At 36.1% G+C, this 17,376-nt stretch carries 17 protein-coding genes; 12 read left to right on the top strand and 5 right to left on the bottom strand.

The genetic code is table 11. The annotated features are described in order from the left end of the window. Positions 1-9: 9 nt before the first annotated feature. From ACFPVY_RS03595 to ACFPVY_RS03585, 3 genes are all read left to right on the top strand, one after another. Positions 10-3,183 (top strand): efflux RND transporter permease subunit, encoded by a 3,174-nt coding sequence (locus ACFPVY_RS03595; RefSeq protein ID WP_379790379.1) that lies wholly within the window; start codon positions 10-12, stop codon positions 3,181-3,183. A 12-nt stretch (positions 3,184-3,195) separates the two neighbouring features. After that, the gene (locus ACFPVY_RS03590) at positions 3,196-4,611 is read left to right on the top strand and encodes a TolC family protein (RefSeq protein WP_379790378.1); all 1,416 of its coding nucleotides are present in this window, start codon (positions 3,196-3,198) and stop codon (positions 4,609-4,611) included. Between the two features lie 211 nt (positions 4,612-4,822). Next, on the top strand, positions 4,823-6,676 hold the full coding sequence (locus tag ACFPVY_RS03585) for a monovalent cation:proton antiporter-2 (CPA2) family protein (RefSeq protein ID WP_379790377.1): 1,854 nt from the start codon (positions 4,823-4,825) through the stop codon (positions 6,674-6,676). Here ACFPVY_RS03585 and ACFPVY_RS03580 read toward each other — a convergent pair. From ACFPVY_RS03580 to ACFPVY_RS03565, 4 genes are all read right to left on the bottom strand, one after another. Next, positions 6,673-7,587, bottom strand: a complete 915-nt coding sequence (locus tag ACFPVY_RS03580) for a hypothetical protein (protein ID WP_379790376.1) — start codon at positions 7,585-7,587, stop codon at positions 6,673-6,675. The two genes, ACFPVY_RS03585 and ACFPVY_RS03580, sit on opposite strands and share 4 nt — an antisense overlap. Positions 7,588-7,672: 85 nt before the next feature. Then, the gene (locus ACFPVY_RS03575) at positions 7,673-8,212 is read right to left on the bottom strand and encodes a helix-turn-helix domain-containing protein (RefSeq protein ID WP_379790374.1); all 540 of its coding nucleotides are present in this window, start codon (positions 8,210-8,212) and stop codon (positions 7,673-7,675) included. Positions 8,213-8,223: 11 nt separating this feature from the next. Next, positions 8,224-8,637, bottom strand: a complete 414-nt coding sequence (locus tag ACFPVY_RS03570; protein WP_379790373.1) for a DUF6691 family protein — start codon at positions 8,635-8,637, stop codon at positions 8,224-8,226. A 3-nt stretch (positions 8,638-8,640) separates the two neighbouring features. Continuing rightward, positions 8,641-9,201: a YeeE/YedE family protein gene (locus ACFPVY_RS03565; protein WP_379790372.1), complete on the bottom strand. Its 561-nt coding sequence runs from the start codon at positions 9,199-9,201 to the stop codon at positions 8,641-8,643. A gap of 221 nt (positions 9,202-9,422) precedes the next feature. Between ACFPVY_RS03565 and ACFPVY_RS03560 the strand changes: the two genes are divergently transcribed. The 9 genes from ACFPVY_RS03560 (at position 9,423) to creD (ending at position 16,678) form a co-directional block, all read left to right on the top strand. Next, positions 9,423-9,893, top strand: coding sequence for a DUF4199 domain-containing protein (locus ACFPVY_RS03560; protein WP_379790371.1), 471 nt, complete (start codon positions 9,423-9,425; stop codon positions 9,891-9,893). Between the two features lie 113 nt (positions 9,894-10,006). After that, positions 10,007-10,462 (top strand): 2-dehydro-3-deoxyphosphooctonate aldolase, encoded by a 456-nt coding sequence (locus ACFPVY_RS03555; RefSeq protein ID WP_379790370.1) that lies wholly within the window; start codon positions 10,007-10,009, stop codon positions 10,460-10,462. 202 nt (positions 10,463-10,664) lie between these two features. Continuing rightward, complete coding sequence (locus ACFPVY_RS03550) at positions 10,665-11,690, top strand: GTP pyrophosphokinase (RefSeq protein WP_379790369.1); 1,026 nt, start codon at positions 10,665-10,667, stop codon at positions 11,688-11,690. Positions 11,691-12,063: 373 nt separating this feature from the next. After that, on the top strand, positions 12,064-12,882 hold the full coding sequence (gene kdsA, locus ACFPVY_RS03545; protein WP_379790368.1) for a 3-deoxy-8-phosphooctulonate synthase: 819 nt from the start codon (positions 12,064-12,066) through the stop codon (positions 12,880-12,882). A 39-nt stretch (positions 12,883-12,921) separates the two neighbouring features. After that, a complete protein-coding gene (locus ACFPVY_RS03540) occupies positions 12,922-13,764 on the top strand; it encodes a hypothetical protein (protein ID WP_379790367.1) in 843 nt (280 codons plus the stop codon). A 102-nt stretch (positions 13,765-13,866) separates the two neighbouring features. Continuing rightward, positions 13,867-14,490, top strand: a complete 624-nt coding sequence (locus ACFPVY_RS03535) for a hypothetical protein (protein ID WP_379790365.1) — start codon at positions 13,867-13,869, stop codon at positions 14,488-14,490. Between the two features lie 44 nt (positions 14,491-14,534). After that, entirely contained in the window at positions 14,535-14,831 is a 297-nt protein-coding gene (locus tag ACFPVY_RS03530; protein WP_379790364.1) for a winged helix-turn-helix domain-containing protein, read from the top strand. Positions 14,832-14,886: 55 nt separating this feature from the next. Then, positions 14,887-15,342 carry a hypothetical protein gene (locus ACFPVY_RS03525; protein ID WP_379790363.1) on the top strand — a complete coding sequence of 152 codons (456 nt, stop codon included), beginning with the start codon at positions 14,887-14,889 and terminating at the stop codon, positions 15,340-15,342. A gap of 19 nt (positions 15,343-15,361) precedes the next feature. After that, positions 15,362-16,678, top strand: coding sequence for a cell envelope integrity protein CreD (gene creD, locus ACFPVY_RS03520; protein ID WP_379790362.1), 1,317 nt, complete (start codon positions 15,362-15,364; stop codon positions 16,676-16,678). Between the two features lie 204 nt (positions 16,679-16,882). Here creD and ACFPVY_RS03515 read toward each other — a convergent pair whose 3' ends face one another. Then, positions 16,883-17,338 (bottom strand): hypothetical protein, encoded by a 456-nt coding sequence (locus tag ACFPVY_RS03515; protein ID WP_379790361.1) that lies wholly within the window; start codon positions 17,336-17,338, stop codon positions 16,883-16,885. Positions 17,339-17,376 lie beyond the last annotated feature (38 nt).

The following is a 17,376-nucleotide window of genomic DNA, read 5'->3' as shown; positions in this document are numbered from 1 at the left end:
TTTACGAAAATGTTCAAAATATTCATACAAAGACCGGTACTCGCAACCGTAATCTCCATTTTATTGGTGATTTTAGGTGTACTCGGACTTACAAAGTTGCCTTTACAACAGTTTCCTGACATTGCGCCACCATCGGTTTTGGTGACTGCAGTTTATCCCGGAGCGAATGCTGAAACGGTTTTACGTTCGGTGGCGCCATCTTTAGAAGAATCTATAAATGGTGTTGAAAATATGACGTATATGAGCTCAACTGCCAGTAACGACGGTACTTTAGCCATCACAGTTTTCTTCAAATTAGGAACTGACGCCGATCAAGCCGCAGTAAATGTGCAAAACAGAGTTGCCCAAGCTACAAGTCAATTACCTTCAGAAGTTGTGCAACAAGGAGTTACGACTGCAAAACAGCAGAACAGTTTCATCATGGCCATCGGGATGTTTACGGAAGATGAGGCCAAATATGATCCAACTTTCGTAGCAAATTATGCCCAAATCAATATTATTCCAGAAATCAAGCGTATTCCTGGAGTTGGTTCGGCTGCTATTTTTGGAGGAACAAAAGATTATTCGATGCGTGTTTGGTTAAATCCAACGCAAATGGCGACGTATAATGTAACTCCAAACGAAGTTATGGCTGCGATTCAAGACAAAAGTTTGGAAGCGGCTCCAGGTAAATTCGGAGAAAGAAGTGACGAAGTTTTCGAATATGTTATCAAATACAAAGGGAAGCTGACCAAACCAGAAGATTATCAAAATATTGCAATTCGTTCCAATTCAGATGGTTCGATTCTTCGTGTAAAAGACGTGGCCCGAGTGGAACTTGGTTCGTATTCTTATAACAGTTTGACTCGTTTGAATGGCAAAAAAGGAATCGTAATTGGTATCATTCAGTTGGCTGGTTCAAATTCAAATGACATCCAAGTTGCGATTAACGAATTGATGGTCAAAGCTTCAAAAGATTTTCCAAAGGAAATAAAACACAATATTTTTTACAGCACAAAAGTTTCGTTAGACCAATCTATCGAGCAAGTGGAACACACTTTATTGGAAGCATTTATCTTGGTATTTATCGTTGTATTTCTTTTCCTTCAGGACTTTAGATCAACATTAATTCCAGCAATTGCGGTTCCGGTTGCGATTTTAGGAACGTTCTTCTTCATGCAATTATTCGGATTTTCGATAAATCTGTTGACACTTTTCGCTTTAATTCTAGCGATTGGAATTGTGGTCGATGATGCAATTGTCGTCGTCGAAGCCGTTCACGCCAAAATGGAACACAAACATTTGTCCCCAAAAGTGGCAACCAGCGAAGCTATGCACGAAATTACCGGAGCGATTATTTCGATCACTTTGGTTATGGCCGCAGTATTTTTGCCTGTTGGTTTTATGGAAGGTTCCACGGGAGTTTTCTATCGTCAATTTGCTTTCACGATGGCAATTGCAATTGTAATTTCGGCTATCAACGCTTTGACTTTAAGTCCTGCCCTTGCTGCTTTATTTTTAAAGGATAATCACGCAACACACGACGATGAAAAACCATACAAAAAACCAAATTTTAAAGAAAAATTCTTCATCGGATTTAACAATAGTTTCAATGCTTTAACCAATCGTTATGTTGGTGGATTGAAATTTCTGATTCGAAATAAATGGGTTAGTTTGGGAGGTTTGGCCTTGATTACCGTTGCGACAGTTCTTATGGTAAGATCAACTCCTGCCGGATTTATTCCTACGGAAGACCAAGGATTTATCGCCATCGCGGTAAATACACCTTCAGGAACTTCATTAGACGGAACTCAAAAAGTAATGACCCAGGCCGAAGATTTATTGAGTAAATTAGACGCTTCACGCGATGTAACTGCAGTTTCTGGTTTCAATTTATTAACCAATTCCACAAGTCCGTCGTCAGCCGTTGTTTTTGTATTGCTTAAGCCAAATGAAGAACGTGGCGAAGTGAAAGATATTAACCAAATTATGGCGCAAGTTCAAGGCAAATTAGGTGCGATTTCCGGAGGAAGTTTCTTCGTATTCAGTTTCCCAACCGTTCCTGGTTTCAGTAATGTGGAAGCTTTAGATTTGGTTTTGCAAGATAAAACAGGCGGAAAACTGGACAAATTTAGCGGTGTTTCTCAAGAGTTTATTGGCGAGTTAATGAAACGTCCAGAAATTGCCGTGGCATTTACTTCTTTCAAGGCTGATTATCCGCAATTGCAATTGGATATTGATGATGCAAAAGCAGATCAATTAGGCGTAAAAGTGAAAGATATTTTACAGACAATGCAGGCTTATTTTGGTAGCGCACAGGCTTCTGATTTCAACAGATTCGGGAAATATTATAGAGTTGTTGTTCAAGCTGATGTCAATGACAGAGCAGATCCTTCGGCTATTAATAATGTCTTCGTAAAAAATAAAAATAGCGAAATGGTTCCGATGAATACTTTGGTAAAACTAAAACGTATTTATGGTTCTGAAACTGCTTCGAGATATAATTTGTTTAACTCAATTTCGATTAATGCGATTCCAAAACCTGGTTTTAGTTCTGGTGATGCCATCAAAGCAATTGAAGAAGTTGCAGAAAAACAATTGCCAGCCGGTTACAGCTATGAATTTTCGGGACAAACGCGTGAAGAAATTGCTTCTGGAGGACAATCAGCAACGATTTTCCTACTGTGTTTGGTGTTCATTTATTTCTTGCTTGCCGCACAATATGAAAGTTATATTTTGCCTTTGGCGGTAATTTTATCAATCCCAACAGGAATCTTCGGAGTATTTGTAGCCATCGGATTAACTGGAATTGAAAACAATATTTATGTTCAAGTTGCGCTCGTGATGCTTATCGGATTGCTCGCCAAAAATGCGATTTTGATTGTAGAGTTTGCCGTCCAAAAACGAAAATCGGGACAATCTTTGGTAAAAGCTTCTATCGATGCGGCGAAATTACGTTTACGACCAATTATCATGACGTCGCTGGCTTTTGTTGTCGGCTTAGTTCCTATGATGAGCGCCACCGGACCATCAGCTCAAGGTAACCATTCAATCAGTATTGGTGCTGCCGGCGGTATGATTTCTGGAGTAATTCTCGGACTATTTATCATCCCGGTTTTATTTATCGTTTTCCAATTCTTACAAGAAAAATTCAGCGGAAAACCAATCGCTGTCGTTAATAACGAAAAAAAATTAGCGGCTTAATTATCTCAAAAAATGAAAAAACACATCAATAAATATGTAGCTGTTTTGGTACTAATTACCACACTGACAGCTTGTAAAGTCTCTAAAGATATTGAGACGCCAAAAGACGCATTCCCTGAAAATTTCAGGGATGTGACTTACAATGATTCGACGAGTGTTGCTGATTTAAGTTGGAAAGAATTCATCACAGAAACTTCCCTTCAAAAATTAATCGACAGCGCCGTGACTCGAAATTTTGACTTGCTTACTGCTCAAAAAAATATTGAACAAGCGCAATGGCAATTGACACAGGCAAAATGGGGAAATATTCCTGAGCTGAATCTTCAAGTTGCTGCAACTTCAAATAGACCTTCAGATAATAGTTTGAACGGTTTGAGCACCAGCAGTTTCCTAGGAAAAAAACACATCGAAGATTACAATGCCGTTCTCGGACTTTCTTGGGAAGCAGACATTTGGGGCAAAATCAGAAGCAGAAAACAAAGCGCTTTAGCCGAATATTTACAATCGGAAGAAGCTAAAAAAGGTTTGCAAACTACAATTGTTGCCAATGTTTCAAAAGGGTATTACAACTTGCTGATGTTGGACGCGCAATTGGCTATCGCAAAGAAAAACTTGACATTAAATGACAGCACAATTTTCGTAATCAATTTGCAATTTGAATCTGGCCAAGTCACTTCGTTAGCGCAACAGCAAGCCGAAGCACAACAGGCAATTGCCGCACAATTAATTCCAGAATTGGAACAAAATATTGCCATTCAAGAAAATGCTTTGAGCGTAATTACAGGAAGTTTTCCAAGCAAAAAAGAACGAAATACAACCTTAAATGCAATTGGTTTACACGAAGATTTGAAAGCCGGAATTCCAGCTTCTTTGGTAAGCAGACGACCTGACGTGAAAAATGCAGAATTGGCTTTAAGAGCTTCAAATGCAAAAGTCGGGATTGCAAAAGCATCGATGTATCCGGCCTTAAATATTACAGCTTCCGGCGGTTTGAACTCCTTTGAATCAAGCAATTGGTTCAATATGCCGGCTTCCTTATTTGGAACCGTGGCCGGAAGCTTAACCCAACCTTTATTGCAAAAAAGAAGATTGAAAAGCCAGTATGAAATTGCCAAAATCGAAAGAGAAAAAGCGGTAATTAATTTCAGAAAGTCGGTATTGGTGGCCGTTGGCGAAGTTTCAGATGCTTTGGTAAAAATCGAAAAACTGAAAGAACAGCAAACAGTCGCTTCAAGAAGAGTGGCAATTTTGCAAAAAGCAATAAAAAACTCAGATATGCTTTTCAAAAACGGAATGGCAACGTATCTGGAAGTCATCGTGGCGCAAGGAAATTTGTTGCAAAGCGAACTAGAACTGGCCACTTTAAAACGTTCACAATTAGAATCAGATATTGAATTATACCGAGCTTTAGGCGGCGGTTGGAAATAAAAATAAAAGATTGTTTTAGATTTTGTTTTGTTTCTTAAATCAATTGCCCGAAATCAAGTACGGCAATTGATTTTTTTTTCAAAAGAATCTCAACCATTCAATTTATAAACTAAATTTATAAAGATTTAATACAACACAAATTTTAGAAGCAAAACTATATAATATTTATTCTGTGAAAATTTGTGAAATCTGTGTTTAATAACTTTAAAGTATGCAAGATACCTTTTTCTTTCAAGCAATGATTTATCTGGCCGGGGCCGTAATTATGGTTCCGATTGCAAAACGTTTGGGACTTGGTTCCGTACTCGGATATTTGATTGCAGGAGTTGTAATTGGCCCAGCCTTTTTACAGCTTGTCGGCACCGAAAGTCATGATATAATGCACTTCGCAGAGTTTGGAGTTGTGATGATGTTGTTTGTAATCGGCCTCGAATTAGAACCTTCCCGACTTTGGCGCATGCGAAAAAGAATCGCTGGAATGGGCGGTTTGCAGGTTTTGGGAACTACGTTAATTGTGTCCATAATTGCAATGATTTTAGGTTTGGATTGGAAAACCTCTTTGGTTTTAGGAATGATTATTTCCATGTCTTCCACGGCAATTGTAATGCAGACTTTGGTCGAAAAAGGCTGGATGAAAACCGTTGCCGGAAGAAGTTCTTTTGCGGTTTTGTTGTTTCAAGATATTGCGATAATTCCAATGCTGGCACTGTTTCCTTTATTGGCAAATCCAGAATTGAAAGCCGTTTCGACAACCATTGTGAGCAAAACTTTTATGGATAATTTCCCGCAGTGGATTCAGGCAATTTTGACCTTATCTTCGATTTTAATTGTTGTTCTTACGGGAAAATACCTTCTCCGTCCTATTTTTAATATGATGGCGCGAACCAAAATGAACGAAATGTTCACGGCGACGGCTTTATTGTTAATTGTAGGAATTGCGGTTTTGATGACATCCGTAGGATTAAGTCCAGCTTTGGGAGCATTTTTGGCAGGCGTTTTATTGGCGAATAGCGAATATCGACACCAACTTGAAATCGCGATTGACCCATTCAAAGGATTGTTACTAGGATTATTTTTTATCTCCGTAGGAAGTTCGATTGACTTCGAATTATTACTTTCAAATCCAATGCTGATTTTAAGTTTGGTCATCGGATTAATGGCTATCAAAATCTTCGTGCTTTATATTTTAGGAAAATCGTTTAAAGTGGGTTATTCCCAAAATTTCATCTTTAGTTTTGGGTTAAGCCAAGTCGGAGAATTTGCTTTTGTATTGTTGAGTTTTTCGTTCCAAGAAAATATTTTAAGCAAGGAAATTACTGATTTGATGATGGCGGTTACGGCAATTAGTATGGCTTTTACACCACTTTTGATGATGTTCAACGAGAAAGTTTTACTGACTTCAAAATGTTCGATGGCACCAGATGACGACCGTGATGAAAACGACGTGGAAGAAGAACACAACTCCGTAATTATTGCTGGTTATGGCCATTTTGGAAATACAATTGGACGATTTTTGAGAGCCAATAATGTTTCAACAACCGTTTTAGACAATAACAGCGACAACGTAAATACACTCCGAAAATTAGGCTTCAAAGTTTATTACGGAGACGCGACGCGCCACGATTTATTGGAAATTGCCGGCGCAAAAGAAGCACAGATTGTGGTCATCGCAATTGGTGACAGAGACGAACGCATGCTGATGATTGAAATGGTTAAAAAGCACTTTCCGCATCTTTATATTTTGGTACGTTCAGAAAACCGAGACGATGCTTATGACCAGATGAACGCTGGAATTATGCACATTTACCGAGAAACTTTGGACACAAGTCTGCGTGTTGGAATTGATGTTTTAAAGCTCTTGGGTCACGATAATTATGAAGCGACAAAATCAGCGCAGACATTCTTCCACCACGATGAAAAAACGCTGAAATATCTGGCGAGTATGAAAAATGACGATAATTATATTGAAGCTGTCAGAGAAAAAATTGAGGAACTAGAACAGTTAATTATTGCTGATAAAGAAGTTATTGCGATTGAAAATGGAGAAAATAACGCGGTGGCTTAATTTATTCCGATTTTGTTGTCAATGCAATCAATATAGATGCAATTTTTCAAGAAAATTTTGTTACCCAGCATTCCTGTCATTCCCGAAAATTTCATCATCAGATATTGTTTTTCGGAAAAACCTTCGACATAAGTTACTTCGTTCAGTGGAATTTCTTTGCTATTCAAAAGTAGTTTATTTTTACAATTTGCAGTGTAAGACGTGAGTGTATTTTCCCAAGATTTGGCTTTTTCAACGACAACTTTTGAATTTGGAGATTTTAGTTGCTTCCAAATTTCTTTATTGGTCAATAATTCATAAGCACTTGTTCCTGAATCATATATAAACTTTTCCTCATTTCCATTTAAAAATGCTTTTATAATTATTTTTCGCTTTTTGAATTTAAAATCTGAAAGATTATTCTTGAATTCTTTTGGTTTTTCTAAAAGATTGAAAGCAACTTGACTTCCTTTTAGATTAATCGCCGTATTTCTATCTTCAAGGATATCAGCTCCAATCGTGCCAATTATTTTGATGGAATCATTCTCTTCATCTAACTTATCATTATTAAACAACTTGAATTTATCCGAAGAAATTTGGGTATTTCCTATTTGAAAAGAAGTTTTCGCTCTGTTATTTTTGACTGAAATTCCTTTGATATTCTTAATCGAATTTGAATAAAACAGCGTGTACGGAGAGCCAGTGTCAAACTGCATGTAATATTTTGAACTGTCGTCAGGAAATTTTACTGGAATTAATAATACATTTTTGTCAGTTCCCAACCAAGTGATTGGAACCCGCCCGCTTTCATTTTTTACAGTTAAATAATTGTCTTCTGGCGTAAATTTTTGGTCAAAATACAAATAACCTCCAACCACTATCAAAATGATTAACGCAATTATTGCGATTGCAATCTTTTTAAAAATCTTCATGTTTTTTTTCTGCAAGATTCGGGTTTAAAAACCAATTTTCGCACAAAAATACTGCGTCAATTTTACGACAGTTTTATGACATTTGTTACAAGAAACTGTATTTCAACTTAATAGCCAAGTCGTTTTTCTGATTCAAACTATTTCCGTTTATTAAAACAACGAGAAGCTTTAGGCAAATAAAAAGAATCAACGGAATAAGAAATAACGGAAATTTTACAGAAAAACTTTTTTGAATAAACGGACAAATAATCATGAATACCGAAAGAGTTGCTGTCAAAATAATTTGGATGCTGACGATGCTTTTGCCAAGTTCTTTATTAAAAGCATCTTTCGACTTGTAAGTCAAAATTAGCGGTAAAATAATTCCCGAAAAAGGAATAACAAGTCCTGATAATACCGAAAGATTGATCAGTTTTGCTCTATCGATATTTGTAGTTTCTTGGAAAATTAATAGCTCTTCGGGCTTTGTTTCTAAAGCTTTGGCAATTGCTTTCAGCGTAAAACCTTTTGGCGCATTTCCTGCTTCTAGACGCTGAATGGTACGCAGTGAAAGCCCCGATTTTTCAGAGAGTTCTGTTTGCGTCAAACCCTTTGATTCTCTTAAAACTTGAATCTTGTTTTTCATGTTTTAATTGCTTAACTCGGCAACTTATCCTTCAAAATTCCATATAAAAAAGTCCCGATTAAAGCGCCAATCAAAACGATTCCGATGCCGTAAAAACCTGCGCCAATCAAGATAAATATTGGTCCGGGACACGTTCCAATCATTCCCCAACCTAGTCCGAAAATAGTTCCTCCGATAATATAATTTTTGAAACCTTTTTCTTTGTCTGGAATAGAAATTGGAGTTCCGTCGAAACCTTTTATGTTATTTCTTTTGTAAATCTGAATTCCGATAACGCCTACGAAAATTGCGGTCATTATGATTCCGAACATGTGAAACGACTGAAATTGAAACATTTCATAAATTCTGTACCACGAAACGGCTTCTGATTTTGTCAAAACAATTCCGAAAACAATTCCGATAATTAGATATTTTATAAATTTCATAGCTTAAAAAATTAGAGGAAGTAAAAAGTGAGAAGCAATCAATCCGCCGATAAAAAAGCCAATTACGGCAATCAAAGATGGCAACTGAAGATTACTCATTCCGGTGATAGCGTGGCCTGAAGTGCAACCTCCGGCATATCGTGCGCCAAAACCAACCAACAATCCTCCGAATAACATAAACGCAAAAATCTTTGGAGTGAAAATATTTTCTGTCGAAGTAAATTTCTCAGGAAGCAGATTTCCGTTCACCGGCGTGTCGATTTTCATTTCTTGCAACTGCGAAATCGTCTGCGGATTAATCTGAACTCCAGAACCGTCGCTTAAATAATTCACGGCAATGAAACCGCCAATCATCGCTCCTAAAACTACTACTAAATTCCAACGCTGTGATTTCCAATCGAATCTAAAGAAATCTGAGAATTTTCCAGCTCCAGAAATTGTGCAAAGTGTTCTTAAATTTGATGACATTCCGAATGTTTTTCCGAAATAAATCAATGCCAACATTATTGCTCCAAGCAAAAATCCTGAAATATACCAAGGCCAAGTGCCGTAAAAACTATACATAATTATGAGTATTTGCGCAAAAATAAGAATTCGGTTTCAGCTGACGGTAATTTCCTTCATAAAATTAAGTTGTAATAAATATACAGTTTCCAATCAAGATAAATAATTAGCTGATTATGAATAATTTTTCAATCTTATTTCCTTTTGACTTGACGACTTTTAAACTTTTGACTTACTTCTGAAAATAAACCCTTATTTTTGGACGGAATTTATTACATACAATGAAAAAATTTGCGATTGAAATCAAGTGGGGAATCCGTTACACTTTTTGTTATTTGGCTTGGGCCATTTTTGAAAAAGTTTTGGGCATTTTCGGAGAAAATATGAGTTATTATATGTTGTCTTCGGTCTTATTTTATCTTTTTGCCAGCATTATTTATACCGTTGCCTTGAAAGAAAAAAAGACAAATTATTTCCAAAACAATATGGATTGGAAACAAGGAACTGCCACCGGACTTTATATGACGATTGTAATTGCGGTCTTGATGCCACTGACACAAGCGTGTTTGCATCAAGTAATTGCACCAGAATTTTTTGAAAATATGATTGCCGTTTCTAAAGATAAAGTTACTGCAGAAAACTACTTTAATTTGAAAAGTTACATAATGCAAACTGTGTTTTTTACGTTATCCGTTGGGATGGTGATTTCGGCAATTGTTTCGTATTTCATTCAGACTAAAAAGCAAAAATAAATAACCGCAGATTACTTCGTCCGTTCGCCATATGGTCTCGGGTCGCAGATTTTTTAAATCATTAGACGCTATTAAATTAAAATCTGCAAATCTGCGTTAGAAAAAATATACAAATGAAAATAAAATCTCTGTTACTTATTGTTTTTGCAGGAATCTTGATGGTTTCTTGCATCAGTGCGAAATCTACTTTAAAGAATGTGGACGAAAATGCGCCCGAACCAACTTTGACAAAAGAGGGCTGGTTTTTAATAACAGAATATGCCAAAGACAAAAAATACGGCTACGATAAAAATTATCCGATAAATGTCTTTTATAAAAATGTGAAGGATGAGGAAATCAACCAAAATCGATTTCTAGATGCGTTGACTGGTCCAAAAGGCGAAACAATTTCGTATAAAAAGTTGGAAAGCTGTTGTCCATTTCCTACTAAACGAGGGGAATCTGGCGCAGGATTTTTAGATATTTATGAGGTTACTTATCCGGGATTAAAAAAACCTATAAAATTATATTTTAATATTTATGAAAAGGGATATTTATTTGTCCCTAAGGGATTTGGATTGAAGAAATAAAATTTTTAAATATTTGAAGAGTTACATTTCTGTTGCGTTTTTTTATATAAAATGTAAGAAAAATTAATTATTTGGAATACATATTTTATTATATTCGTTGAATAATATTTGGCAAGGTTTCGAGTAAACATTTAGTTTATGGTGAAAGTTTGCTCTTCTTTGTTTAAAATTTAATTTAAAAGCAATTTTTAGAAAAACAAAAATGGAAGATAATACAGAAATTATAGATTGGTATCTAAAACATAAATCTTTATATCGCACACTTGCAAAAAAAGTAGAAAGTATAATCGTTGAACTACTTGAACTTGGAGGTAATGAATATCACGCTACAAGTAGCAGGGAAAAAGATGTGGAGAGTTTTTCAAAAAAAATTATTAGGAAAGAATATTCTAATCCAAAAATTGAAATGACGGATCTATCAGGAGTAAGAATTATCACATATGTTGAATCACAAATAGAACCGATAAGAAGAATTATTGAAGATAACTTCAATATAGATTGGGAAAAAAGTTCAGATAAAAGTGAAGATCTAGGAATTGATAAAGTTGGCTATAAGTCTGTTCATTATGTGGGCCAACTGAAAGAAAACAGATTAGAACTTCCTGAATATCAACGTTTAAGAGATTTGTTTTTCGAAATTCAGATTCGTACAATTTTACAACATGCCTGGGCAGAAATTGAGCATGATAGAAATTATAAATTTAGTGGTGTTTTGCCGAAGAAAATTCAAAGACGTTTTATGCTATTAGCGGGACTTCTCGAAAGCGCAGACTCTGAATTTAATTCTATATCTATTGCAATAGATGGAATAAGTGACAACGTAAATAAAGAAACCAAAAAAGGTAATCTAGATATTTTAATAAATTCAACAACATTGAAAGAATATCTTAGAATAAAGTTTTCTAAACTTGGTGATATATTAGAACATAATTTTATTTCAAACAAAAGAGAAATCTTAATTATCAATGAACTTGAAAAATTTGGATGGAAAAAATTGGAAGATATTGACAAAAATATCCCCGACAACTTCATCGAAAATATTAAAAAAAATGTGACAGGTACAAACTACAATGGAATTACTACATGGCTAATGATTATAAATAATCCTGATAAATTTTTTCATGAAGTTTGGGATAAAGACCATTGGTCCGTATTAAGTTTACAAACCAAAGAATTTTTAGAAAAAATTTATTCAATTCAATTAAATAAATATTTTCCTGGAACCTAACATCCAAGAAGAGTTTGCTTGAATTTGGGCTAAAGCCAACATATTGATCGCGTCAATTAAGTTTATATGCTAATTATTCCGAAACATTTGTTAGGCAATGTGCCCCAGCTGGCGCGAGCGTCTCGCTCGTGTCAAAAAAACAAAATATTTTTTGAATTATCACGAGTAAGAAAGTTTAAAAAAAAGCCTTTAGTTTCTCAAATAGCCCCGATTGGCAGCAGTAGCCTTTTCTTCCGTTTTCGGAGAAAAGCAACTGCAAAAAGCGGGAAAATGGTTCGCTGATAAATCACTGTCCGTTCGCTTCTTAAACTTTTCACAGAAAATATCTTTAGATTGAATTTATTCGTAAATTTGCAGCTTCAAAACAACACTTATGAATTTACAAGATATTCCACAAATTAAACATTTAGACAGTAAGAACTTTTTTCTTTTGGCAGGTCCGTGTGCGATTGAAGGTGAAGAAATGGCTTTGAGAATTGCTGAAAGATTGGTTGAAGTTACTGACAAATTACATATTCCTTACGTTTTTAAAGGCTCTTTCAAGAAAGCAAATCGTTCAAGAATCGACAGCTTTTCTGGAATTGGTGATGAAAAAGCATTAAAAATCTTGAGAAAAGTATCAGAAACTTTTGGAGTTCCAACGGTTACTGACATTCACACAAACGAAGATGCGGCGATGGCGGCAGAATATGTTGACGTGCTTCAGATTCCTGCGTTTTTGGTTCGCCAAACTGACTTGGTTGTTGCTGCTGCAAATACCGGAAAAGTCGTGAACTTGAAAAAAGGACAATTTATGAGTCCGGAAAGTATGAAACATGCGGTTCAAAAAGTTTTGGATTGCAATAATGAAAAAGTAATGGTAACCGATCGCGGAACGATGTTTGGCTACCAAGATATGATTGTGGATTTCAGAGGAATTCCAACAATGCAACAATATGCTTCGACAGTTCTTGACGTGACGCATTCATTGCAACAGCCAAATCAAACTGCTGGCGTGACTGGCGGAAGACCTGATATGATTGAGACTGTAGCCAAAGCTGGAATTGCTGTGGGTGTTGACGGAATCTTCATCGAAACACATTTTGATCCGGCAAATGCAAAAAGTGACGGCGCTAACATGCTTGACCTCAAATATTTTGAAGGTTTAATGACGAAGCTTGTTGCCATCAGACAAACCGTAAATAATTTCTAATACAAATAAATACCCCTCGCTTTGAAACACCCATTTTTAATGGCTGTACTAACTTTTTGTGCTTTTTCACAGTACACCTTTGCCCAAGAAACGGCAACGACTCCTGAAAAATACACTGCCCACAATAAAGGAAAATTCTTTGTTACTTGGGGCGGAAATAGGGCAAATTATACCAAATCTGATATTCATTTTAAAGGCGACGATTACAACATCACGATACACGACGTGAAAGCTGAAGACAAGCCAAAAGGATACCATATTGACTATTTGAATCCGGCGAGAATGACGATTCCGCAGACGAATTTGAAATTTGGCTATTTTATTACTGATCATTATAATATTACAATTGGCGTGGATCACATGAAATATGTGATGAATCAAAACCAAATTGCCAATGTTTCTGGAAATATAAATCTTCCTGCGAGTGAGGAAAGTTCTATTTACAACGGAACTTACAACAATACTCCTACTGAAATGACAAAGGATTTCCTGCAATTTGAACACACTGACGGTTTAAATTATATTCACACTCAGATTAACCGCGTGGACGACATTTCAAAATGGTTCAGCCTTCCAAACACTGATAAATTTCAGATCAATTTAACCGAAGGAATTGGTGGCGGATTGCTTTATCCAAAGACAAATACAACGCTTTTAGGCAAAGACAGACACGACGAATTTCACGTTTCTGGTTATGGAATTTCTGCGCAGGCCGGAATCAACTTTACCTTTTTCAAGCACTTTTTTATACAAGGTGAATTGAAAGGTGGTTATATCGATATGCAAGATATTAAAACCACGAAAAGTGATGCCGACAGCGCTTCACAGCATTTTGCTTTCTTAGAAAGAATTATTTCTGTAGGCGGAATTTTCAGACTTTAAGAAGTTTAAATCCAAATAATAAAAAATCCTTCGAAATTTTCGAGGGATTTTTTTTGCCATTACATTTTAATTCATTTACTTTGCTATTCAAAGTACTTTTTTATGGAAGCGAATAAATATCTTAATGACATTTCAGAAATCAAGAATATGATGAACCGTTCTTCGCGTTTTATTTCGCTGAGCGGTATTTCTGGAATCTTGGCCGGAATCTACTCTTTAATTGGTGCTTGGTTGGCTTACAACACAATTTATTCTGATACGCTTTTAATGGGAAGCTACCGAAATTTAGTTGTCACGCAAGAATCTATATACAAGCTTTTGGCTATCGCAACAAGCGTAGTTTTTTTGTCATTGATTACCGGAATTTTCTTCAGCTATAGAAAAGCACAAAAACAAAACGAGAAATTTTGGGATTCGTCTTCAAAGAGATTGATCATTAATTTTATGATTCCGATGGTAACAGGAGGAATTTTCATTTTGTTTTTAATCGAGAAGGAAATCCTGGGATTGGTTGCCCCTCTTACACTTTTGTTTTATGGGTTGGCTTGCGTAAACGCCAGCAAGTACACACTTGGAGGCGTTCGCTATCTCGGAATTACAATGATTGTGTTAGGATTGATTTCCACAAAATTCATTGGATACGGACTATTATTCTGGGCTTTAGGTTTTGGATTCTGCCATATTTTTTACGGCGCCGTGATGTATTTTAAGTATGAGAAAGAATGATTTCTAGATTATAGAATTAAATTTGCATCACTTAAAAACAACAAATGAAAAACATCATCCAAAATATAAATAAAGCCTTTGACCACAGAATCAGACTGGGAATAATGTCTGTGCTGATGGTCAATGAATCAGCCGATTTTAATATGCTGAAAGAACTTTTGGGTGTCACCGATGGAAACTTGGCAAGCCACACGAAAGCCTTAGAATCAGAAAATTATATTTCCATCGAAAAGCAATTCATTGGCAAAAAGCCGAACACCAAATACATTGCCACAAAGGACGGAAAAAAAGCCTTTAAGGAACACATCGAAGCTCTTGAAAAATTGATTCAGAAAAGCTAGCGCCTTTTTTTTATCTATTAACTTTGAAAAACAAAGTACTTTTAAATATAAAATTATGAAAGATTTATTCATCGAAAAATTGTACGAAATCAGCAAAAAGCCGTACCAAAAATTCTTCAAGAAAAACCAACCTTGGAATATTTCTCAGCAAGAATTTCTTCAATATCCGCAGGAAACACTTGGCTTTCATCTTGGCTGTTTTCTCCTAAAGCATAATTTCGATATTCAGCCAAAACTTGAAGATCACGACGTCATTCACGTGCTAACAAACACCGGGATTTCTGTCCCAGAAGAAATTGGGATGCAATATTATTTATACGGAAACGGCAAGCGAAGCCTTTATTTATATATGGTTATGCTCACCGGAACACTTTTTTATCCTTCAAAAATAAAGTATTTCAAGAACCAATATTTGCGCGGTCAAGACGCGTTGCAGTTTCATTATCTCGACTATTCAAAAATGCTTTTGGTTCCGGTTAAAACAATTCAAGACGCTTTTAAAATTAATTAACTTTCTAAATATCAATCAAATGGAAAATCAAAATTCTTTCTTTCAGTCTGCTACCGCCAAGGTAATTATGGTGGGACTTCTCACGCTGGTTTTATTAATTCCGCTATCTTTTGTACAGCGATTAATTTCAGAACGCGCCGAGCGAAAACAAGAAGTTATCAAAGAAATAACTTCCAAATGGGGCGAAAGCGTGTTGCTTTATGGCCCAATTATCAAAGTGCCTTATCTTGTCCGCACGCCCATTTCAAAATCATCTGAATTTACTACAGAAACGCACTACGCCTACTTTTTTCCAGATGAATTAGACAGCAAAATCAATGTCAACACCACAGAAAAACAACGCAATAATTATGACGCCGTAGTATTTTCTTCCGAAATGAAATTTAAAGGTAATTTCTCGATGCCTTCCTTTTCAACCCAAAACATTTTGCCCGAAAATATTCTTTGGAATAAATCGTCTATCATCATCAATACCAGTAATTTAAAAAGTATAAAAGATGGAATGAAGATTAACCTGGCCGGCAAAACTTTAGATTTTAACACGTCTGAAAATAACGCCAGTTCGCTTTCGCAGTTAGAAACCCAGCCCATCAATTTAAGCGATTATTTCAGCGGAGAAAAAGCTTCCTTCAACTTTAATGTTTCTTACAACGGAAGCCAACAATTGATGCTGATTCCCATCGCCAAAACAAATGCAGCCAACATAAAATCCAACTGGAAATCACCAAAATTCTCCGGATTTTTTCTCCCAAATGGCGACGAAAAGAAAACAAACGCCTCTGGTTTTGAAGCCAACTGGAAAATCCTGGAATTCAATCGTCCGTTTGCGCAGAGTTATTTCGGAGTGCTTCCAAACCTTGAAAAATACGCTTTCGGCGTTGATTTCATCATTCCGGTTGACGAATATCAAAAAAACGAACGCGCTTCAAAATATGGTTTCTTGGTCATCGGCCTCACATTTCTCATCTTTTTCGTCATCCAATCCATCAGCAAAATCAGCATCCACATCTTCAATTACACAATGATTGGACTCGCGCTCATCATGTTTTACACGCTTTTAATCGCAATCACAGAACATTCCACGTTTTTAACCGCCTATTTAATCGCCGGAACTTCCGTGGTCGTCATGATCACGCTCTACTCCATTTCACTCTTAAAACACAGAAAATTCCCACTGCTCATCGCCTTTTCGCTCACCGCACTTTACACTTTCATCTTCGTCATCATCCAACTAGAAAACTACGCGCTTTTGGTGGGAAGCATCGGATTGTTCCTTATTTTAGGCTTAATCATGTACTTCTCCCGAAAAATAGATTGGAACAATTTAAAAAACTAGCTTTAAATTTGAAGCGAAAGGTCAGTCCTTTATCAGCCATCCATTTTCCTGCTGGTCGGCACTATCTTTCATTTTTATAAAGAAAAAAATGAAAGGATAGTCGCCACCATCAGGGCTATCAGACTAACTTTTTTGACTACTTTTAAACTTCAGAACAAATGCGCATAAAAAAAACCTGATATAAGACTATCAGGTTTTTGTGTTTTATTTCAGTAACCTTTTTGTTCGATTATTAAAGATGCTTATAAAATTTACAAGTTTTCCAGCGCCCGAACACGTAAAACAAAAATTTAATACCGTAACATCAACATTGTTAAGCAATTCTTTAGAGACCTTCTCGCCTCCACAACCATCATATCCGCCAGTTGCTTTAATCAAGATCGGATTGCCCTCCAGATAAAAGGCCAATGCCATTTGGTCGATTTGCAAATCTAGCCACTTAATTTCTTCCTCACCCAAATTTAGCTCACGTTGAAATTCATAAACCATTTTCAGCTGTGAAATTGAATTCATTTTAAAGCCTAAAAAATCACCCTTTGGTTTAGAAACTTCGTCAATAGAAAAATTCTTCGGAGTGTAATTTAACAGATTGTTAAAAATAGTATATCTATCGTCCGCAACGTCCTGAGATTTGACCGTAATTGTTACTAGTGAAAACAAAAATACTAATAGATAGTTTCTCAAAATTTGCAGGCTTT

It is taken from the genome of Flavobacterium qiangtangense (assembly GCF_042658345.1).
GTDB lineage: Bacteria > Bacteroidota > Bacteroidia > Flavobacteriales > Flavobacteriaceae > Flavobacterium > Flavobacterium qiangtangense.
This window is presented reverse-complemented; position numbering and strand designations above follow the sequence as displayed.